The sequence below is a fragment of the Georgenia sp. Marseille-Q6866 genome (assembly GCF_965111665.1).
Map to the genome: position 1 here is coordinate 152,937 of NZ_CBCOOR010000006.1, position 19,998 is coordinate 172,934.

Here is a 19,998-nt window from a genome sequence, read left to right on the forward strand (position 1 = left end):
GTCCGAGGTCCCCGCATCGCGGCAGGGACGTCGCGTCGCGGGCCTCCACGGACGACAATGAGGAGTAACGATGCTCAGATCCGTTGCCCTGCGAGCTGCAGGGCACGCGCCGGGAACCGCCTTCAGGCGCCGCGCCGTCGCGACGCTCGCCGCCGGCGCCGTCATCGGTGCAGGCATGGCCGTACCGGCCACCGCCGCGCCACCCTCCGGCGAGGTGCCCGGCGTCACCCTCCGCACCTTCGCGTTCGGCCAGGCGCCGAGTGAGATCTGCACCCTCAAGGAAGGCACCACCCCGAACGTCGACCGGCTCATGCCGACGATCAGCTGGACCGAGGCAGACGAGTTCGGCATGGAGGACAACTTCCTCACGCACGTGCTCGCGACCCTCGAGGTCCCGGCCGACGGCGAGTACACCTTCCGCCTCACGAGCGACGACGGCTCCAAGCTCCACATCGACGACGAGCTCGTCATCGACCACGACGGCCTGCACGGCGCGGAGCCCAAGGACGGCAGTGTCACGCTGACGGCCGGCTACCACTCGCTGTTCATCGAGCACATCGAGGCCGGCGGCGGCCAGGAGCTGCACCTCGAGTGGCAGGCGCCGGGCGCTTCCGGCTTCACGCTCGTGCCGACCTCCGCGCTCAGCACCCCGGACCCTGTGCGCGTCACGGCCCCCGGTACCAAGTACTGCGAGGGCGCGACCGACACCGCCGGTGACGGTCTGCGGCTCGACGCGGTCAACCCGAACTATGTCCTCACGGACCTGCGTCCTGAGGGCTTCGAGCCCAAGGTCTCGGGTCTGGCGTTCACGCCCGACGGACGGCTCGCCGTCTCCACCACGGGCGAGGTGAGCTCCGGGGGCTGGCAGCCCGACCCGACGTCGGGTGAGGTCTTCTTCCTCGACGGCGTCACCGAGGCCGACGGCCCCGAGGACGTCACGGTGACCAAGGTCGCGGACGAGCTGCTCAACCCCATGGGCATCGAGGTGATCGAGGACTCGATCTTCGTCTCGGAGCGCCACCAGCTCACGCAGCTCACCGACCCGGACGGCGACGGCTTCTACGACCTCCACACGACGGTCGCGGAGTACCCCGACGGCGGCAACTTCCACGAGTTCGCGTTCGGCCTCGTCCACGACGAGGACTACTTCTACGTGAACCTCTCGGTCGCCATCAACAACGGCGGCGCGACGACGGATCCCCAGCTTGTCGAGAACCGCGGCACGTCCATCAAGATCGACCGCGAGACCGGCGAGGTCACCCACGTCGCCGGCGGTCTGCGCACCCCGAACGGCATCGCCTTCGGCCCGAACGGCGACCTGTTCGCCACGGACAACCAGGGCGCGTGGCTTCCCTCGAACAAGCTCGTGCACATCGAGGAGGGCAAGTTCTTCAACCACTACACGAACCCGGACGGTCCGTTCGACGACCAGCCTGTCAGCCCGCCCGCGGTGTGGATCCCCCAGAACGAGATCGGCAACTCCCCGAGCCAGCCGGCGCTGCTCGAGGACGGTCCGTTCGCCGGGCAGATGCTCATCGGTGACGTGACCTACGGCGGTCTGCAGCGCGCGTTCCTCGAGGAGGTCGACGGCGAGTACCAGGGTGCGGTCTTCCGCCACTCCGCCGGCTTCGAGAGCGGCATCAACCGCACCATCGTCGGGCCCGACGGCGCCATCTACATCGGCGGCACCGGTGAGGGCGGCAACTGGGGTGAGGCCGGCAAGCTCCGGTACGGCCTGCAGAAGCTCACCCCGGTCAGCGAGGACACCTTCGACATGAAGGAGGTTCGCGTCGTCGAGGGCGGCTTCGAGATCGAGTACACGCAGCCGCTCTCCGAGGAGACGGCGGCGACCATCGCCGAGGCCTACCAGGTCCAGCAGTGGCGCTACCAGCCCACGCAGCAGTACGGCGGCCCGAAGATCGACGAGCACCCGCTCGACGTCACGGCTGCCGAGGTCTCCGAGGACCGTACGACGGTCACGCTCGCGATCGACGGGCTCACGCCCGGCTACGTCGTGCACCTGCGCTCGCCGCGTCCGTTCACGGACGACGGCGGCCAGGAGCTGTGGAACACCGAGGCGTGGTACACGCTCAACTCCCTCCCGGGCTACGTCGCTCCGCCGGAGGACCAGTACTACGAGGGTGAGGACGCGATCCCGCTCGGCGCCTCGAGCGTCGCCGCGGACCACAGCAACTACTCCGGCACCGGGTTCGCCGCGAACATCCAGGCGGTGGGTTCGGGTCGTCTGTTCCACGTGAACGTCGACGAGGCGGGCACCTACCCCGTCAACCTGCGCTACGCGAACGGCATCCACCCCTACCCGGAGCTGCGGTCGAAGAACGTCTCGCTGTACGTGAACGGTGAGGACCTGGGGCAGTGGACGCTGCCGACCACGGGCGACTGGAAGACGTGGGCCTGGGCGACGCAGGAGCTCGAGCTCGAGGCCGGTGCGAACACCATCACGCTGCAGTACGACGAGGGCGACGAGGGCAACGTCAACCTCGACGTGCTGAGCATCGGCGAGAACCCCGACATCTGCACCCCCGTCGAGCCCGAGGTCGGCTACACCGCGATCTTCGACGGCACGCTCGCCAGCCTGAACGACGGCTGGCGGATGGCCGGCCCGGGTGGCTTCGGGCGTCAGGACGACTGCTCGCTGCGCGGCGAGGGCGGCATGGGTCTGCTCTGGTACACCGAGCAGCAGTTCGAGGAGTACAGCCTCACGCTGGACTGGAAGCTCGTGAAGGACGACAACGGCGGCGTGTTCGTCGGTTTCCCCGACCCGGGCAACGACCCGTGGGTCGCTGTCGACCAGGGTTATGAGATCCAGATCGACGCGACGGACGAGGTCGACCGCACGACCGGCGCGGTCTACACCTTCCAGGGCGCTGACCTCGAGGCCCGCGACGAGGCACTCAACCCGGTGGGCTCGTGGAACAGCTACGACATCCGCGTCCAGGGCGACAACATCAAGATCTACCTCAACGGTGTCCTCGTCAACGACTTCACGAGCACCGACCCCGCTCGTGACCTCAGCTCCGGGTTCATCGGCTTCCAGAACCACGGCGGCGGAGAGACGGTCTACTACCGCAACGTCCAGGTCAAGGACCTCGCCGTCGTCGAGGTGACGCCCGCGCCGGTGACCTTCACCGACGAGGACGGCACCGAGAGTGACGTCTACACGGTCCCCACGGTCGAGGGCGTCGAGTACGTCGTCGACGGTGAGGTCGTGGAGGCCGGCGAGTACGACGGTGCCGGCACGGTCACCGTCACGGCTCGCCCGCTCGACGGTTTCGCCTTCCCCGAGGGCGCCACGGCCGAGTGGACCCACACCTTCTCCACCGAGGGCGGTGAGCCGGTCCTCGTGCCGGTGGACCAGGTCTCCATCGGCCTGTACTCCCTCATCCCGTGGGTCAACGCCGAGGGCCAGCAGACGGTCCTGGCGCGACTGGCCGAGATCGGGCTCAAGAACATCGAGCCCTACAGCGGCAACCTCAACCCCTACACCGCGGAGCAGGTGCGGGCGATGGCCGACGAGACCGGCCTGCGGATCCCGTCCTCGCACCACAACGTGGGGGAGGGGAACTTCGACGAGACGCTCGCGTACGTCGATGCGCTCGGCCAGGAGTACGTCGGGTCCGGTGGCTTCGCGGCCCCGGGCATCGGCTCCTACGAGGACACGCTGGCCACGGCCGCGACGATGAACCGCCTCGGCGAGCGCTCGGTCGAGGCCGAGATCGGCAAGTTCTTCGGCCACAACCACGACCGCGAGTTCACCACCGTGTACGAGCACGATGGTGAGCAGATGTCCGCCTGGGAGATCCTCGTCGAGGAGACCAACCCGGAGTACGTCACCTTCCAGCTCGACGTCGCCTGGGCCGTGGACGCGGGTATCGACGTCCCGGCACTCCTCGCCGAGCACGGTGAGCGCATCGAGCTGCTCCACATCAAGGACGCGACCAACCTCAACAGCCCGGGGAGCCCCGCGTTCACCAACCTCGGTGACGGTGACGTGCCGCTGCAGGACATCCTCGCCGCGGCACAGGAGCACGCGGACATCGCGTACTACGTCATGGAGTACGACGTCGCGCCGCAGGGCGAGGAGTTCGTCGAGACGGGCTTCGAGTACCTCACCGGCCAGGAGGCCGGCGCGGAGGGCTCGCGTCCGGTCGAGGTGACGCCGGCGTCGGTGACCTTCACCGACGAGGACGGCACCGAGGCGGACATGTACACGGTCCCGTGGAGCGTGGGCGTGGAGTACGTCGTCGACGGCGAGGTCGTGGCGGCCGGTGAGCGTGCCGGTACCGGCGCGGTCACGGTGACGGCACGGGCCCTGGAGGGCTTCGTCCTCGCCGACGGGACCACCGAGTGGACCCACACCTTCTCCGAGGACGGCGGCGAGCCCGAGCTCGTCGAGGTGACGCCCACGCCGGTGACCTTCACCGACGAGGACGGCACCGAGGACGACGTCTACACGGTGCCCGCGGTCGAGGGCGTCGAGTACGTCGTCGACGGTGAGGTCGTGGAGGCCGGCGAGTACGACGGCACCGGCACGGTGACCGTCACGGCCCGCCCGGCCGTGGGCTTCGTCTTCCCCGAGGGCACTGTCGCCTCGTGGACGCACACCTTCTCCGAGGACGGCGGCGAGCCGGAGCTCGTCGAGGTCACCCCCGCGACGGTCGTCTTCGCGGACGGCCCGGGAGCCGACAACGACACGGTGATGATCCCCTCCGTGGTCGGGGTCGAGTACCTCGTCAACGGTGAGGTCACCGCCGCCGGGACGCACCCGGCGTCGGGCACCGTCACGGTCGTCGCCCGCGCCCTGGACGGCTACGTCCTGGCCGAGGGCGCCACGGCGGAGTGGGTGCTCACCTTCACCACCGACGGCGGGCTGCCGCCGGCGCCGGACCGTCGCTCCGCCGAGTTCCACCTGTCGAACTCGTGGCGCGGGTCCACCGACGTGCACTTCATGTACGGCCGCTGGGCCGACGAGGTGCTCATCGGTGACTGGGACGGGGACGGCAAGGACACCATCGCGGTCCGCCGCGGGAACGTGTTCCACGTGTCCAACGCCCAGCGCGGCGGGGACGCCGACTCGGTCATTACCTACGGCCGTCCCGGGGACACCATCCTCGTCGGCGACTGGAACGGCGACGGCACGGATACCTTCGCTGTGCGCCGCGGCAACGCCTACCACGTGAAGAACTCCATGCGGGGTGGGGACGCGGACGCGGTCTTCCACTACGGCCGGGAGAACGACGCGGTCATGGTCGGTGACTGGGACGGCAACGGGACGGACACCTTCGCGGTGCGCCGCGCCGCGACGTACCACGTGAAGAACTCGCTCCGCGGTGGGGACGCCGACACGGTGTTCACCTATGGCCGCGCCGCCGACGTCACCCTCGCGGGTGACTGGGACGGTGACGGTCGGGACACCTTCACGGTGCGCCGCGGCGCCACCTACCACGTGAGCAACTCGCTGCGTGGCGGGGCCCCCGACACCGTGGTGACCTTCGGTCGCGCCGGTGACGAGGTCCACGTGGGCGACTGGGACGGCAACGGCACCGACACCCTCGGTGTCCGTCGCCCGGTCGGCCCGGCGCCCGTCGCCAAGGAGGTGGGGAGCGCCGCCAAGCTCGGCTGATCCTCCTCGCTGAACGTCGACAGCCGGGTCCCCGCCACGCGGGGATCCGGCTGTCGGCACGTCCGGGCAGGCATCGGTTGAGTCAAACGTCGGTGTGCACTCGGCCCGCCGCCGCGGAGAACCCTTTACGATGGCGGCGTGACCAACGTACTTCTTGTCGAGGACGATCCGGCGATCGCCGAGCCGCTGGCCCGCGCACTCACGCGTGAGGGCTATGACGTGCGGGCCTTCAGCACGGGTCAGGGGGCGATCGACAACTCCTCCGGCATGGACCTCATTGTGCTGGATCTCGGTCTGCCCGACATGGACGGCCTGGACGTCGCGCGGTGGGTGCGCAGCCAGGGGATGACCACCCCGATCCTCGTGCTCACCGCACGCGCGGACGAGGTGGACCTCGTCGTCGGCCTGGACGCCGGTGCCGACGACTACGTGACCAAGCCCTTCCGGCTGGCCGAGCTGCTCGCCCGGGTGCGGGCGTTGCTGCGCCGCGCCGGGGGCGAGCTCACCGACGAGGACGAGCTCGACGCCCAGGACGTGCGCGTCGACGTCGCCGCCCACCGCGCCTTCCAGGGCAACCGTGAGCTGCAGCTGACCGCCAAGGAGTTCGAGCTCCTGCGCGTGCTCGTGCGCGAGGCCGGTTCCGTCGTCGCCCGCGACGCGCTCATGCGCGAGGTGTGGGGCTCGGACCCGACCGGCTCGACCAAGACCCTGGACATGCACGTGTCCTGGCTGCGCCGCAAGCTCGGCGACGACGCGAACGACCCCCGCTACATCACCACGGTGCGCGGGATGGGCTTCCGCTTCGAGACCTCCGGCGAGGGCTGAGGCAGCGTGCGTCGTCGTGCAGTGACGATGACGCTCGTGGCGGTCACCGTCGCGGTCCTGCTCCTCGGGGTGCCGCTCGCCGTCTTCGGCGGGCTCATGATCTGGGACTCCGAGCGCGCCACGCTCGACCTCCGGGCGTCGTCGCTGGCGCGCTCCGTCGAGCGTCGCGTCTCCAACGGCGAGGAGCTCGACGACGCGATGCTCTCCCCGTGGGTGGGGGGTGACAGCAACCTCGAGGCGCGGATCGTCGTCCAGGACGCCCTCGGTCGGCACTTCGTCGCCGGCCCGCCCATCGAGGGCCGGGTCATCCGCTCCCTCGAGACCACCCCCAGCGGCGCGACCGTCCGGATGGAGGTCCGCGCCGCCGAGGTGCAGTGGATGGTCGTGCGCGTCGTCGCCCTCGTCGTCGTCGCGGCGATGGTCGCGCTCGGCGTCAGCGTCCTCGTCGCCCGGCGGCAGGCCCGCAAGCTCGCGGCGCCCCTCATCTACCTCGCCGCCAGCGCCGAGCAGATCGGCTCCGGCCAGGTCCGTCCGCACCTGCGGAAGTCCGGCATCGAGGAGATCGACCTCGTCGCCGCCGAGCTCACGCGCACCGGCGACCGCCTCGCCGGGCGGCTCGCGGCCGAGCGGCAGTTCGCCGCCGACGCCTCCCACCAGCTGCGCACGCCCCTGACGGCGCTGTCGATGCGGCTGGAGGAGATCCAGGCGATCGCCTCGGACGAGGACGTCGCCGAGGAGGCCCGCATCAGCCTCGAGCTCGTCGAGCGCCTCACCGGCGTCGTCGACGACCTCCTCCGCAACTCCCGGCAGGCGGGCGGCGGCACGACCGAGGCGCTGCGCCTCGAGGACGTCTTCGCCCAGCAGGCCGAGGAGTGGGCGCCCACCTTCGCCGCGGCCGGCCGGGAGCTCGTGCTCCCCGACACCACCGACCTCGCGGTCCTCGCGACACCCGGCGCGCTCGCCCAGGTCCTGTCGACGCTGCTGGAGAACTCCCTCAAGTACGGCGAGGGGCGGACGACGGTCAGCGCGCGGTTCTCGGCCTCCGAGCACGGCGTGGTCATCGAGGTGGGCGACGAGGGACCCGGTGTGTCCGACGACCTCGCCCCCGACATTTTCGAGCGCTACGTCACCGCGGGGAAGGGCACCGGCCGCGGCCTCGCCCTGGCCCGTGACCTCGTCGCCGCCGACGGCGGACGGCTGGAGCTGGCGCAGCGGCGCCCGCCGGTCTTCGCGATCTTCCTCTCGGCCGTGCCGAAGACCTTCGACCCCGCCGTCGTCCTCCCGCAGGGCTCCCTCGTGAGCATGGGCCGCCGCCGCCGCCGCTGGTAGTCAGGCTCCGACCCGCCCTCCCCGTCGCCGCCCCCTTCCGCGCCGATAGCCGGATTCTCCCCGCTCCGGTCCCGGCCTCCCTATCGCTGACAGCTGAGTTGTTCCGGGCGCCCGTCACGCCGGGGCTGAGCTGTTCCCGCCCGGCCAGTGCGCGCCCGCCGCCCGTCGCCGTGCCCGCAGCAGGCCGAGTAACAACTCAGCGCTCGGCGAGGGTGGGGGTGGGGTGCGGGCCGGGTAACAACTCAGCGCTCGGCGAGGGTGGGGGTGGGTCAGCGGGCGGTGAAGACGACGTGGCGGTAGCAGAAGTACCGGAACAGGGTCCCGAGCACGAGGCCGACGCCGTTCGCCGCGATGTTGTCCGCCAGCGGTGACGTGAAGCCCAGGACGTAGTGCGAGACGCCCAGCGTCCCGACGGCGAGGAGCATCCCGCCCGCGTTGACGAGGAGGAACCACACGAGCTCGCGCCCGCGCTCCTCCCGCCGCGAGGTGGCGAAGGCCCAGTACCGGTTGCCCAGCCACGACACGAGCGTCGCGACGACGACCGACAGCACCTTCGCCGTCAGCGGCTTGTCGCCCAGCACCTCACCGGGACCGAAGCGCAGGAGGTTCATCAGCCCGACGTCGACGACGAAGGCCACCCCGCCGACGGCGCCGAACTTGAGCATCTCGATCGCCCGCTGCCGCCAGCGCAGCCACCGGGTACCCGCCACCACCCGGGCACCGACCGCCTCGCGGTCCTCCCGGCTGCCGGTGGGCAGCTCCGCCGCGGTGTGGGACGAGGTCACCTTGTCAGCGTACCGGCAGTAGGCTCACCAACCGTGGCAGCAGTGGTGGCAGTCGTGGGAGGCGGGCAGCTGGCCCGCATGATGCAGCAGGCAGCGATCGGGCTCGACGTGCACCTGCGCGTCCTGGTCGAGGCCGCGGACGGCTCGACAGGTCAGGTGGTTCCGGACGCCCCGGTCGGTCGCGCCGACGACGAGGCCGCCGTGCGCGGCATCCTCCCCGGCGCCCGCGTGCTCACCTTCGAGCACGAGCACGTGCCCGGCGAGCTGCTGCGGCAGCTCGAGGCGGAGGGCGTCGCCGTCCGTCCCGGCGCGCACGCCCTGCGTCACGCCCAGGACAAGATCGTCATGCGCACCGCCCTCACCGAGCTCGGCATCCCGTGCCCGCGCTGGGCCGCGGTCCGCACCCGCGAGGAGCTCACCGCCTTCGGCGACGCCACCGGCTGGCCGGTCGTCGTCAAGACCGCCCGTGGCGGGTACGACGGCAAGGGCGTGCGCGTCGTCGCCACCGCCGACGACGCCGGGGACTGGCTCGACGCCCTCACCGGTGAGGACGCCCTCCTCGCCGAGGAGCGCGTCCCCTTCACCCGCGAGCTCGCCGTCCTCGTCGCGCGCCGCCCGAGCGGCGAGATGCGCGCGTGGCCCGTCGTCGAGACGATCCAGCGCGACGGCGTGTGCGCGGAGGTGCTCGCCCCCGCACCGGGGCTCGACCCCGCTCTCGCGGCCTCCGCCGTCGACGTCGCCACCCGGATCGCCGAGGGGCTCGGCGTCACGGGGGTGCTCGCCGTCGAGATGTTCGAGTACCCCGACGACGACGGCGGCACCCGGATCGCCGTCAACGAGCTGGCGATGCGCCCGCACAACTCCGGCCACTGGACCATCGACGGCGCCGTGACGAGCCAGTTCGAGCAGCACCTGCGCGCGGTGCTCGACCTGCCGCTGGGCCCGACCGACCTGCGCGCGCCGGTCAGCGTCATGGTCAACCTCCTCGGCAGCGCCCTGCCCGACCCGGGCGCCGCGCTGGGCGAGGTGCTCGCCCGCTGCCCGGGCGCGCGGGTGGAGCTGTACGGCAAGGAGGTGCGGCCCGGGCGCAAGCTCGGCCACGTCACCGTCTACGGTGAGGACCTCGAGTCCGTCCGGGCCGAGGCACGTACCGCGGTCGCGCTGCTGCGCGGCGAGGACGAGCACGCGGGCTAGCGAGAGGGAGATCGGGATGGACGTCGGGATCGTCATGGGGTCGGACTCGGACTGGCCCGTCATGGAGGCCGCCGGTGACGCGCTGGAGGAGCTGGGCGTGACGTTCGAGGTCGACGTCGTCTCGGCCCACCGGATGCCCGACGCGATGCTCGCCTACGGCCGTGAGGCCGCAGAGCGCGGCCTGCGCGTCGTCATCGCCGGGGCGGGCGGCGCCGCCCACCTGCCCGGCATGCTCGCGGCCGTCACCCCGCTGCCGGTGATCGGCGTGCCCGTGCCGCTGCGCCACCTGGACGGCATGGACTCCCTGCTGTCGATCGTCCAGATGCCGGCCGGGGTTCCCGTCGCGACCGTCTCGATCGGCGGGGCGCGCAACGCCGGCCTGCTCGCCGCGCGGATCCTCGCCGCGGGGACGACGGACGCCGACCTCCGGCTCCGGGCGCGAATGGTCGACTTCCAGGAGAACCTGCGCCAGCAGGCGCAGGACAAGGGCGCGCGCTTGCGCTCCAGCCGCAACCACACGCCGGGCTTCTCCGCCTGATCGAGCCTGTTCGGATTTGGTGGACTCCGGGCGCCCGCTCCGGTAGCCTGGACCCATGAGCATCATGGTCACCGGCGGAGCCGGGTACATCGGCGCGCACGTCGTCCGGCTCCTGCTGGAGCGGGGTGAGGACGTCGTCGTCGTCGACGACCTGTCGACCGGGCGGGAGGACCGCATCGGCGAGGCGACGCTCGTCGAGCTCGACGTCGCCGCCGGCGACGCCCAGCAGCGCCTCGAGCTCGTCATGCGCGAGCGCGAGGTCGACGGCGTCATCCACTTCGCCGCCCGCAAGCAGGTGGGCGAGTCGGTCCAGCGCCCGGCCTGGTACTACCAGCAGAACGTCACCGGCCTGGCCAACGTCCTCGCCGCGATGGAGGCCGTCGGGGCGGACCGGCTCATCTTCTCCTCCTCCGCGGCCGTCTACGGCATGCCGGACGTCGAGGTCGTCACCGAGGGCACGACCCCGCAGCCGATCAACCCCTACGGCGAGACGAAGCTCGTGGGGGAGTGGCTCATCGCCGACGCCGAGCGAGCCTGGGGGCTGCGCTCGGCCAGCCTGCGGTACTTCAACGTCGCGGGTGCCGGGTGGGCCGACCTCGGGGACCCCGCCGTCCTCAACCTCGTCCCCATGGTGCTGGACCGTCTTGCGCGTGGGCAGCGGCCGACGATCTTCGGTGACGACTACCCGACGCCGGACGGCACCTGCGTGCGCGACTACATCCACGTCCTCGACCTCGCCCACGCGCACCTCGCCGCCCTCGATCAGCTCGGGCAGGGGGAGGAGCGGGTCTTCAACGTCGGCACCGGCCAGGGGGCATCGGTGGCCGAGGTCATCGCCGCGATCGGCCGGGTCTCCGGGCTCGACGTCACGGCCGACGTCGCCGAGCGCCGGGCGGGCGACCCGCCGCGGCTCGTCGCCTCCGCCGACCGGATCGGTGCGGTCCTCGGGTGGCAGGCGGAGCACGGGCTGGCCGACATCATCGCCAGCGCCTGGGAGGCCTGGCAGGCCGGCCCCGCCGCATCAGCTGACCCGCCACCCACCCCGACCCCCACCCCGCCCCCACCCTGACGCCGACAGCCGGATTCCTCCCGAGGAATCCGGCTGTCGGCGCTGCTGGGCGGGGGTGCAGGGCCTCCTAGGCCGGGCGGCGGACGCCGATGGTGTCGGTGCCGTTGCCGTCCCAGTCGCCCACGTAAACCTCGTCGCCCGCACGTCCGAAGGTCACCTCGTGGTCGGCGTCGCCGCCGCGCAGCGAGTTCTTCACGTGGTAGGTCCGCCCGCGCTGGACGGCGAAGGTGTCGGTGCCGTCCCCGTCCCAGTCGCCCGCGAGGGTGACGTCGCCCGCGCGGCCGTAGCGGATGACGCGGTCCGCGTCGCCCGCGGTGACCGAGTTCTTCACGTGGTAGTCGGCCCCGCGACGCACCGCGAGCGTGTCGCGCCCGTCGCCGTCCCAGTCACCGACCATGACCGCGTCGTTCTCCCGGCCGTAGTGGAAGGTGACGTCGGCCTGGCCGCCGCGCAGGGAGTTCTTCACGTGGTACTCGTTGTCACGGCGGACCGCGAAGGTGTCGGTGCCGTTCCCGTCCCAGTCGCCGACGAGGATCGTGTCGCCGGGGCGGCCGTAGGTGATGACGGCGTCGGCGTCCCCGCCGCGCTGGGCGTTGGACACGTGGAACACGTTGCCGCGGCGGACCGCGATCGTGTCCTTGTCGTTTCCGTCCCAGTCACCGATGAGGACCTCGTCGGCCCAGCGGCCGTACATGAAGTGCACGTCGGTGGAGCCGCGCCACGAGTTCGACAGGTGGAACTCCGCGGAGCGCGGCCCGGGTACCGGCTCGACCGGCTCCTCGCCGTCGTCGCCGACGACCTCGACCGGGACCGTCCACGTCACGTCGTTGACGGCGAGGGTGACCTCGACGGTGCCGGTGCGCAGGCCGGTGAGCTCACCGGTCCGCGGGTCGAGGGCGGCGACGGCGTCCTCGGGGGCGTCCGCGGCGGCACCGACGTGCACGCCGTCGGAGCCGCTCCACGCCCAGCTCATCGGCCAGGTGAGCCCGAAGGTGCGGGTGTCGTCCTGGGTGACCTGCGCGTCGAGGGTGAGGGACTCACCCGCCGCCAGCGGGGTGGACGGCGCGGTGAGCGTGAGCTCGTCCACGCGGGTCTGCACCTCGACGGACAGCCACGGGTTCTCGCTGTCCTGCCAGTGGCCGGCGTCGGGGTCGACGCCGAGCATCGTCCACCCGGTGAAGCCGCCGTTCGCAGGCGTCGAGGACGGGCCCTTGCCCGCGTTGCCGTTGATGACGTACGGGACGCCGTCCACACGGGAGACGTCGAAGACGCCGACGTGCGCCCCGACGTGCGCGACCGACTTGCCGGTGTCCGCCCGCCAGTCCGCGAGCCACCGGTCGATCATCTCCGCCTCGTGGCGGTCGGTGAGCTGGCTGTTCTTCGTCGGCAGCGGGTCGTTCGTGGGGTGGTGGCTGACGACGAGGACGCCGGTGATGGCGTCGTCGCTGGCGGCGTCGTCGAGCTGCTCGCGGAGCATCCGCACCTGCTCGAAGTCGGCCGCCAGCCGCCCGGTGGCCGAGCTCAGCGTGATGACGCGTGTGCCCTCGAGGTCGCGGACGCCCGACGTCTCGCCGAACTCGGCGACGAAGTTGTCGATGGAGGCGCCCATGACCTCGTGGTTGCCGGGCACGTAGGTCCAGGGGAAGTCGGCGTCGCCGAGCTCCTCCTCGAGGATCGCCCGGGCGAGGTCGAAGTCCTCGGGCGCCGCCTCGTCGACGAGGTCACCGTTGATGACGAGCAGGTCCGGGTCCTCGGCGACGATCTCGCGGAAGGCGTCGCGCGCCCCCTCGACCGCGCCGCTGTCCGGGTTGGCCGCGACAAACTGCGCGTCCGACATGACGGCGACACGCAGGTCGTCGTCGTCCGTCGCGCCCGTGGGCACGACGAGCGGGTCGGTGACGCGCTGCGTCGTCGGCGCGGGGACGCCCTCGGGCGGGAGGTAGGCGTAGATGTCGGAGAAGCCGACCTCGCCGGTGTACTGCTTGGCGGCGACCGTCTCGAGGAGGCGGATCCGCTCGAGGGTGAGCGGTGTCTCGAAGGACGGTGGGACGACGAAGTCGACGCGCTGCCAGCCCTCCCACGTGACGTGGAGGGACTGGGAGCCGCCCGGGCCGTCGATCCAGCCGACGACGCCGTTGGCCTGGCGCACCTGCAGCCGCAGGAGGGAGCCGTTGCCGTCACCGTTCACCCACAGGGACAGCTTCTGCGGGCGGCCGGGGATCTCGATCGCGCCGCCGGGCGCCACGGCGTACTGGCCGCGCGTGCCGGTCGACTGGGTGAAGTCGTAGGTCATCCGCAGGCCGCTGCCGCCGTCGTGGCCCTCGCCGGCGGTCACGGTGCCACCGGGGGCGCGGTCGTGCGCGGAGGTCCACGCCTCCGCCTCGGTGAGGTCGTCGATGACCCGCAGCTCGAGCGGGACGGCGACGACGACCTCCACCTCGGCCTCGCCGACGGCGAAGGTGAGGGCGGTGGAGCCCTCCGCGCCGGTGGCGGTGACGAGGAAGGTCCTCGTCCCGGTCGGCTCGACGTCGAAGGTCTCCGGCGCGGGGTTGGTCACGGTGACGTCCTGCGCCTCGACGGGCGCGGTGAAGCCCTCGGCGTCGTGGCCGGTGAGGGTGAGCTCGGCGGTGGAGCCCTCGGTCTCGAGGTTGACCACGGTCTCCGAGGCGCTGAGCCGGACGAGCGGTCCGAGCACCTCGACGTCGAGCTCCCCGGTGGCCTCGCCGGTGGCGGCGGTGATCGTCGCGTGGCCGGGCTCCTCGCCGCGGACGACGCCGTCGCTCACGGTGGCGGCACCGGAGCCGGCGCTCCACGCCTGCGGGGCGCCGTCGACGGGGGAGAGGGTCTCGTCGTGGCCGAAGGCCGTGAGGGTGCGGTGCAGGCCGGGGAAGAGGCGGGTGGCGTCGTCGTCGGCGGTGAGGGTCTCGAGGCGGTAGCCGGTGAGCTCGCCGGACCCGGGGGTGGCGAGGAAGAGGCCCAGGCCGTTGGCGTCGTCGCGCTCGTAGCCGTCCGAGGGGCTGTTGCGGACGCTGGTGCCCTGGCTGCCCGGCTCGCGGGTGTTCATCTGGGAGGAGCCGCCGCCGTCGAGGTTGAGCGCATCGTGGGCGCCGAGGTCGAGCATGAGCTGGCCGAGCTCGCTGAGGGACAGGCCCCGGGAGGTGGCCTGCCGCCCGTCGACGACGGCGAGGTAGGCGGTGGCGCCGTCCTCGCTGAAGCCGACGGCGGTGCGGGGGTGGCGGGTCGTGCTGTACTCCCCGCCGGCACTCCCGACGACGCCGTCGGCCAGGACCGGCGGCTCGCCCTCGGGCTGGCCTCCGACGGCGACGCGGACGTCGTCCTGGTCCAGGGCGTAGCTCACGGTGACCTCGTCGCCGGCCTCGAGCGCCGCGAGGGCGTCGGCCGCGGCGCCGGGACGGGCGACGACGGCCTGGACGCCGTCGGGCAGTTGCCCCTCGCCGGGCTCGCCGACGGCGGTGACCCGGCCCTCGGCGTCGAGGAGCACCTCGACGCCCGTCTCGCCGGCCGCGAGGGTGCGGGCGCGCGTGTAGTCACCCCACTGGCTGGTGTAGACGGTGACGCCGCCCGCGGGGGCGGCGAAGAGGTTGACGCCGGCGAGCGGGAGGCTCGTGCCCGGCAGCTCGACGGTGCCCTCGAGCAGGAGGCGCGTCACCCGGCCCAGGCCGTCCTCGTCGAAGGCGACCGACTGGCCGCGGCCGGGGTTGGCCGACTTGAGGATGCCCTCCTCGGCGTCGACCGCGAAGCCGGCCGGCGCCCAGGAGTTGTTGATGTCGAAGAAGTCGCCGTTGACGGCCGCGACCGCACCGGCGCGCTCGGCCATGTCCGTGACCGTGCCACCCTCGGTGAGGGTGGGCGGGGCGATGTGGTCGGCGCGGATCGAGTCGCCGAGCTCGGCCTTGAGGACGTTGACCTGCAGCCAGCCGGCGCCGTCGAGACGCTCGAAGCGGACGTGGTCGAGCCCGGGCGCGACGACGGTGTGCTCGACGTCGGTGACGATCGCGGCGCCGCCGTCGTCGAGCCGCATGCCGGCGACGACGACGGGTTCCGGTGCGGTCTGCGCGGCGGCGGGTGCCGCGGTGATGACGCCCCCGGCCAGCAGCACTGCTGCGGTCGCGGAGGCTGCGAGCCTCCGGGGGACGGACGTGAGTGGTGACACGCTTCCTCCTGGTCTGCGATGACGGCCGGCGGCAGCGCGCCCCCCGGCGTGACGGCCCTCACCATATTGGGCAACGCTTGACGCGGGCAACGGTTTGCAGAAAGAAGTTTCCACGCCGCTGACCCGTGGCGGGGACGCTACGGACCGGCCATGAACCGCCGGTGAACCGCGGATGACCGCCCGGCCCCGGAATGCGGGCGGCGGCCGGGGCGTTGCCCGGGCATGAGCCACCGCAACGACCCTGCCGTCATCGAGCGACTCCTCCGGACCCCGGGCCGGTGGGCGGTCGTCGGCCTGTCCGGCAACCGGGCCCGCACCGCCTACGGCGTGGCGGCCTACGTCCAGGACCTCGGCATGGAGATCGTGCCGGTCCACCCGCGCGCCGAGTCGGTCCACGGGGCGCAGGGCTACGCGCGGCTCGCCGACGTGCCCGGCGAGATCGACGTCGTCGACGTCTTCGTCAACTCCTCCCTCGCCGGCGGGGTGGTGGACGAGGCGATCGAGGCCGGGGCCAGGGCGGTGTGGCTGCAGCTCGGCGTCGTCGACGAGGCAGCCGCCGCGCGCGCCAGCGCCGCCGGGCTCGACGTCGTCATGGACACCTGCCCGGCGATCGAGTACCCCCGCCTCGCCTGACGGGGGCGGCTACTCGAAGTCGGCCCCGGTGAGCTCGCCGTCTGCGAGGCGCTCGAAGAAGTCCGGGGCGAGGTTCGGGTCGAGGAGGACCGTGGAGCCGACGCCGCCGGGCTGGTAGTTGAGATCGGCGATCGGCGGCGGGCCGATGAGACCGTCCGCCCCCGTCGCGGACCGGAAGGCGAGCGCCATCCGGCCGAGGTCGATGATGCCGGTGTCGTCGTCGACGACGATGGCGCCGAGCGCGGAGTCGATGAGCCCGACGTGCCCGCGCGGGTCGAGGACGGTGCTCGGCGTCGCGACCTCGGAGATGATCGAGGAGACGAGCTGGCGTTGCCGATCGGTGCGTCCGATGTCGCCCTCGGGGTCGGAGTAGCGCATCCGCGCGAAGGCGAGCGCGGTCTCGCCGTCGGCCGGGTGGCAGCCGGCCTCCCACACGAGGTCGCTGCGCCAGTCGTTGACGTCGTAGTCGAGGCACAGCTCCACCCCGCCGACGGCGTCGACGACGTCGCGCACGCCGGCCATGCCGATCTCGACGTAGTGGTCGACGGTGAGGCCGGTCAGGCTCTCGACCGTCTCGACGAGCAGCTCCGGGCCGCCGTAGGAGTAGGCGGCGTTGAGCTTGGCGGCGCCGTACCCGGGGATCTCGGTGTAGGTGTCACGTGGCAGAGAGACGAGCGCGGCCGGCCCGGACTCGGGCTTGTGGAGCACCATGATCGTGTCCGAGCGCTGCCCCTCGGTCGCGTCGTCCGCGGCGCCGTCGGCCCGCGAGTCCGAGCCCGCGAGCAGGTAGGTGGTGCCGGGGGTGTTCGCCGCTCCCGACAGCGCGGAGACGTGGGAGATGCGCCCGTTGGCCCACCACAGCAGCCCCACCGGCCAGGCGAGGACCAGCACGAGCAGGACGACGACGACGGCGGCCACCCAGCGGCCGCGGCGGCGGCGCTTGCGCGGGGCGGGGGTGGCGCCGGGCTGGCGCTGCGGCTCCGCCAGGCGCGTGGGCGTGGCGGCCTCCGGCGGCGTGGCCGTGCGCGGGGCGTAGGCGGCGGGCCGCTGCGGGGACGCACCGCGCTGGGCCTCGGCAGTGCGGGGTGCCTGGGCCGGTCGCTGCGGCGGCGACGTGGGGTCGGCCTGGCCGCGCACGGACCGGCGCTCGGGCCCGGCGGGGCGGGAGGTCGGCATCGCGCGGGGGGCGTCGGCCGTGCTGCTGGGCGGAGGGCCGACCGGCCGGGCGCCTCGGGCGGCGGGTCGGGGGGCTGAGCCTCCGGGCGCGAAGCTCGGGGGCATAGCAGGCTCTTCCGGCCGTGGCCGGCGTCCGCGCGCCCGAGGTCCGTCCTGACTCATCTCACTCCCGCCTGTCCGTGCTGGGCCAATGTAGTGCTGCCGCGGCCGTGCGTGTGGGAGGCGCTCAGGGGCAGATCGGCGTCTCGGTGGCCTCGGGCTCCGCCGTCACCGGCGGCTCCTCGGTGGTGGGCTCCTCGGTGTCGCCGGTCCCGTCGTCCGACGGCTCCTCGGTGGGCTCCTCGCCGGCGGCGTTGAGCGCGCCCTGGATGGGCTCGTCGTCGCGCAGGGCCTCCCACAGCTCCTCGGACTCGGCTGCGGGGACGACGCGGTTGCCGGCCGGCAGGTGGGGCATCGTCTCGAAGACGATGTTCTCGAGGTCGATGCCGCGCAGGGAGTAGGCCAGGCCCGCCATCGTGGGGATGGAGCCGAGCTCGGTCCCCGTGGTGAGCGTGGAGGTGGCCGCGTCGAGGAAGCGGTAGAGCTTGGGCAGGTCGGTGAGGAGGTTCTTCGACAGCGCCTCGCGGGCGATGGCGGCGACGAGCTCCTGCTGACGGCCGATCCGGTCGATGTCCGAGCCGTTGCCCAAGGAGTAGCGGGCGCGGGCGAAGCCGAGGGCGTCGCGGCCGTCGAGGACCTGCTCGCCCGCCTCGAGCTCGAGCTTCGCCTTGGGGTCGCTGATCGGCTCGGGGATGCACATGGGCACCCCGCCGAGCGCGTCGATGACGTTGATGAAGCCCGCGAAGTCGACGATGACGAAGTCGTCGATGAGGACGCCGGACAGCTCCTCGATGGTGCGGATGGTGCAGGCCGCGGCGGTGCCGAGGCCGCCGCCGTCGGCGCCCATGGCGAAGGCCCGGTTGAACATCGTCTCGTAGCTCGGCTCGGTCCATGTGCCGTCGCCCATGCCGCACGAGGGGATCGTGACGAGCGTGTCGCGGGGGATGGAGACGACCTCCACCCGGTCCCGCTCGGCGGAGATGTGGACGATCATCGTCGTGTCCGAGCGCTGCCCGGCCTCCGGCGTCGTGCCGTACTCGTCGTTGACCTCACCGGCCCGCGTGTCCGAGCCGAGGACGACGACGTTGATCGCCTCTCCGGACGCGGGGTCCAGCGGCGCGGGCTCCTCCTGGCCGGCCTGCGTGGGCCGGTCACCGAGGAGGTCGTCGATGTCGTGACGGTCGATGTTCGTCTGGATGTCGTTGTACGCGATCGCGAAGGTGCTCGTCCCGAAGAGGACGAGGCTCAGCGCAGCGAGGCCGGCGCCGCGCGCCCAGCGGGAGGGGCGGCGTTGGGAGGCGGCGTGGCGCGGGGTACGGACAGACACAAGTGTCGATCTTACGGCTGGTCAGCCGCCCGCTGGCGGCAACGCGGTGGGGCGATCGTGGAGGGTTTGTGCAGGAGCCTCTCCGCACGGCTCGTGCGGGGCCTGCGGCTCCGCCTCGGCGGCCTCCAGCCGGGACCGGGTGAGGGCCAGCTCGCGGGTGAGGACGGTGATCCGGCGCTCGAGCTCTCCCAGGCGCCGGTAGCTCGTGGCGATGAAGGAGAGGAAGGCGATGACGAGCGCGTAGAGGAGCAGGTCGGCGCCGCGCCCGACCCCCACGCGCCTGGCCAGCCAGGTGAGCCAGTCGGGGAAGACGACGGACGCCGCGGCCACGGCGACGAAACCGACGAGCAGGATCCGCCGGATCGCCTGGTGCCGGGCGTTCGCCGTCGTCCGCGTGAGCAGTGCCGCGACGACGCCGACGCCGACGAGCAGGATGACCTGGATGACGATCTGGTCGGACATGGGGCTCCGGTCAGCGGAAGACGAGGTCGACGAGGATGTTCACCGAGTTGAGCAGCGACTGCCCCTTGGCGCGGGAGTAGTCGGTGTAGAGCAGGTGCACGGGGTGCTCGGCCCACGGTAGCCCGGTGCGTCCGAGCTGGGCCACGATCTCCGTCGCGTGCGCCATCCGGTCCTGCCGCAGCTCCACCCGCTCGGCGGCGTCGCGGCGGATGACCCGCAGCCCGTTGTGCGCGTCGGTCAGCCGCAGGCCGGTGCTCCGGTTCGTCACCCACACCGCGAGCTTGAGGACGATGCGCTTGAGCAGCCCCGGGCGCGTGCGGCCGTCGAGGAACCGCGAGCCGAAGACGACGGCGAGGTCCTCCTCCCGCGCGCGGCGCACCATCTCCGCGGCGTCGGCCACCTGGTGCTGGCCGTCGGCGTCGAAGGTGACGAGGTAGCGGGCGTCGGTGCGGGAGAGGACGAAGTCGATACCGGTCTGCAGCGCCGCACCCTGGCCGAGGTTGACCGGGTGGCACACGACGACGGCGCCCGCCTCCCGCGCCCGCTCGGCCGACTCGTCGGGGCTGCCGTCGTCGACGCAGACGACGTGGGGGAAGGTCGCTCGCGCCTGTCTCACGACGTCGCCGACGACGGCGGCCTCCTGGTACAGCGGGACGACGAGCCACGCGTCGGTCACCGGCGTCGTGCTCATGGCGCCCATTGTCGCAGCCGCCGGCGAGCCGACCGCCGGACCTGCGCCAGCG

General features: G+C 72.5%; 13 protein-coding genes. 7 read left to right on the forward strand and 6 right to left on the reverse strand.

Annotated elements, in window-relative coordinates:
- Window positions 1-70: 70 nt before the first annotated feature.
- The 3 genes from ACWPXV_RS07540 (at window position 71) to ACWPXV_RS07550 (ending at window position 7,798) form a co-directional block, all read left to right on the forward strand.
- The gene (locus ACWPXV_RS07540) at window positions 71-5,644 is read left to right on the forward strand and encodes a family 16 glycoside hydrolase (RefSeq protein ID WP_454084661.1); all 5,574 of its coding nucleotides are present in this window, start codon (window positions 71-73) and stop codon (window positions 5,642-5,644) included.
- Between the two features lie 138 nt (window positions 5,645-5,782).
- Window positions 5,783-6,469 (forward strand): response regulator transcription factor, encoded by a 687-nt coding sequence (locus ACWPXV_RS07545; RefSeq protein WP_454084662.1) that lies wholly within the window; start codon window positions 5,783-5,785, stop codon window positions 6,467-6,469.
- Between the two features lie 27 nt (window positions 6,470-6,496).
- Window positions 6,497-7,798, forward strand: coding sequence for an ATP-binding protein (locus ACWPXV_RS07550; protein ID WP_454084663.1), 1,302 nt, complete (start codon window positions 6,497-6,499; stop codon window positions 7,796-7,798).
- Between the two features lie 269 nt (window positions 7,799-8,067).
- Here the strand turns inward: ACWPXV_RS07550 and ACWPXV_RS07555 are convergent, their stop codons facing one another.
- Window positions 8,068-8,583 (reverse strand): GtrA family protein, encoded by a 516-nt coding sequence (locus ACWPXV_RS07555; RefSeq protein WP_454084664.1) that lies wholly within the window; start codon window positions 8,581-8,583, stop codon window positions 8,068-8,070.
- Between the two features lie 42 nt (window positions 8,584-8,625).
- Here ACWPXV_RS07555 and ACWPXV_RS07560 point away from each other — a divergent pair, with 42 nt between their 5' ends.
- Genes ACWPXV_RS07560 through galE form a run of 3 tightly spaced genes read left to right on the forward strand, consistent with a single transcriptional unit; the run spans window position 8,626 to window position 11,384 of the window.
- A complete protein-coding gene (locus ACWPXV_RS07560) occupies window positions 8,626-9,777 on the forward strand; it encodes a 5-(carboxyamino)imidazole ribonucleotide synthase (protein WP_454084692.1) in 1,152 nt (383 codons plus the stop codon).
- A gap of 16 nt (window positions 9,778-9,793) precedes the next feature.
- Complete coding sequence (purE, locus tag ACWPXV_RS07565; protein WP_454084665.1) at window positions 9,794-10,315, forward strand: 5-(carboxyamino)imidazole ribonucleotide mutase; 522 nt, start codon at window positions 9,794-9,796, stop codon at window positions 10,313-10,315.
- Between the two features lie 55 nt (window positions 10,316-10,370).
- Window positions 10,371-11,384 carry a UDP-glucose 4-epimerase GalE gene (gene galE / locus ACWPXV_RS07570; protein ID WP_454084666.1) on the forward strand — a complete coding sequence of 338 codons (1,014 nt, stop codon included), beginning with the start codon at window positions 10,371-10,373 and terminating at the stop codon, window positions 11,382-11,384.
- Between the two features lie 67 nt (window positions 11,385-11,451).
- Here the strand turns inward: galE and ACWPXV_RS07575 are convergent, their stop codons facing one another.
- The gene (locus ACWPXV_RS07575; protein ID WP_454084667.1) at window positions 11,452-15,558 is read right to left on the reverse strand and encodes a phosphodiester glycosidase family protein; all 4,107 of its coding nucleotides are present in this window, start codon (window positions 15,556-15,558) and stop codon (window positions 11,452-11,454) included.
- A gap of 222 nt (window positions 15,559-15,780) precedes the next feature.
- On the opposite strand from ACWPXV_RS07575, the gene ACWPXV_RS07580 reads away from it, so the two are divergent.
- Window positions 15,781-16,191: a CoA-binding protein gene (locus ACWPXV_RS07580; protein WP_454084668.1), complete on the forward strand. Its 411-nt coding sequence runs from the start codon at window positions 15,781-15,783 to the stop codon at window positions 16,189-16,191.
- A 9-nt stretch (window positions 16,192-16,200) separates the two neighbouring features.
- Here ACWPXV_RS07580 and ACWPXV_RS07585 read toward each other — a convergent pair whose 3' ends face one another.
- The 4 genes from ACWPXV_RS07585 to ACWPXV_RS07600 form a co-directional block, all read right to left on the reverse strand.
- Window positions 16,201-17,367, reverse strand: coding sequence for an LCP family glycopolymer transferase (locus ACWPXV_RS07585; protein ID WP_454084669.1), 1,167 nt, complete (start codon window positions 17,365-17,367; stop codon window positions 16,201-16,203).
- 226 nt (window positions 17,368-17,593) lie between these two features.
- Window positions 17,594-18,793 (reverse strand): LCP family protein, encoded by a 1,200-nt coding sequence (locus ACWPXV_RS07590; RefSeq protein ID WP_454084670.1) that lies wholly within the window; start codon window positions 18,791-18,793, stop codon window positions 17,594-17,596.
- Window positions 18,794-18,814: 21 nt separating this feature from the next.
- On the reverse strand, window positions 18,815-19,255 hold the full coding sequence (locus tag ACWPXV_RS07595) for a DUF2304 family protein (protein ID WP_454084671.1): 441 nt from the start codon (window positions 19,253-19,255) through the stop codon (window positions 18,815-18,817).
- Between the two features lie 10 nt (window positions 19,256-19,265).
- On the reverse strand, window positions 19,266-19,946 hold the full coding sequence (locus ACWPXV_RS07600; RefSeq protein WP_454084672.1) for a glycosyltransferase family 2 protein: 681 nt from the start codon (window positions 19,944-19,946) through the stop codon (window positions 19,266-19,268).
- Window positions 19,947-19,998 lie beyond the last annotated feature (52 nt).

What these genes read in the sequence shown, in the direction of transcription:
- ACWPXV_RS07580 (WP_454084668.1), top strand. Translation starts at nt 15,781, where the DNA reads ATGAGCCACCGCAACGACCCTGCCGTCATCGAGCGACTCCTCCGGACC.
- ACWPXV_RS07585 (WP_454084669.1), bottom strand. Translation starts at nt 17,367, where the DNA reads ATGCCGACCTCCCGCCCCGCCGGGCCCGAGCGCCGGTCCGTGCGCGGC.
- ACWPXV_RS07595 (WP_454084671.1), bottom strand. Translation starts at nt 19,255, where the DNA reads ATGTCCGACCAGATCGTCATCCAGGTCATCCTGCTCGTCGGCGTCGGC.
- ACWPXV_RS07550 (WP_454084663.1), top strand. Translation starts at nt 6,497, where the DNA reads ATGACGCTCGTGGCGGTCACCGTCGCGGTCCTGCTCCTCGGGGTGCCG.
- galE (WP_454084666.1), top strand. Translation starts at nt 10,371, where the DNA reads ATGAGCATCATGGTCACCGGCGGAGCCGGGTACATCGGCGCGCACGTC.
- ACWPXV_RS07600 (WP_454084672.1), bottom strand. Translation starts at nt 19,946, where the DNA reads ATGAGCACGACGCCGGTGACCGACGCGTGGCTCGTCGTCCCGCTGTAC.
- ACWPXV_RS07540 (WP_454084661.1), top strand. Translation starts at nt 71, where the DNA reads ATGCTCAGATCCGTTGCCCTGCGAGCTGCAGGGCACGCGCCGGGAACC.
- purE (WP_454084665.1), top strand. Translation starts at nt 9,794, where the DNA reads ATGGACGTCGGGATCGTCATGGGGTCGGACTCGGACTGGCCCGTCATG.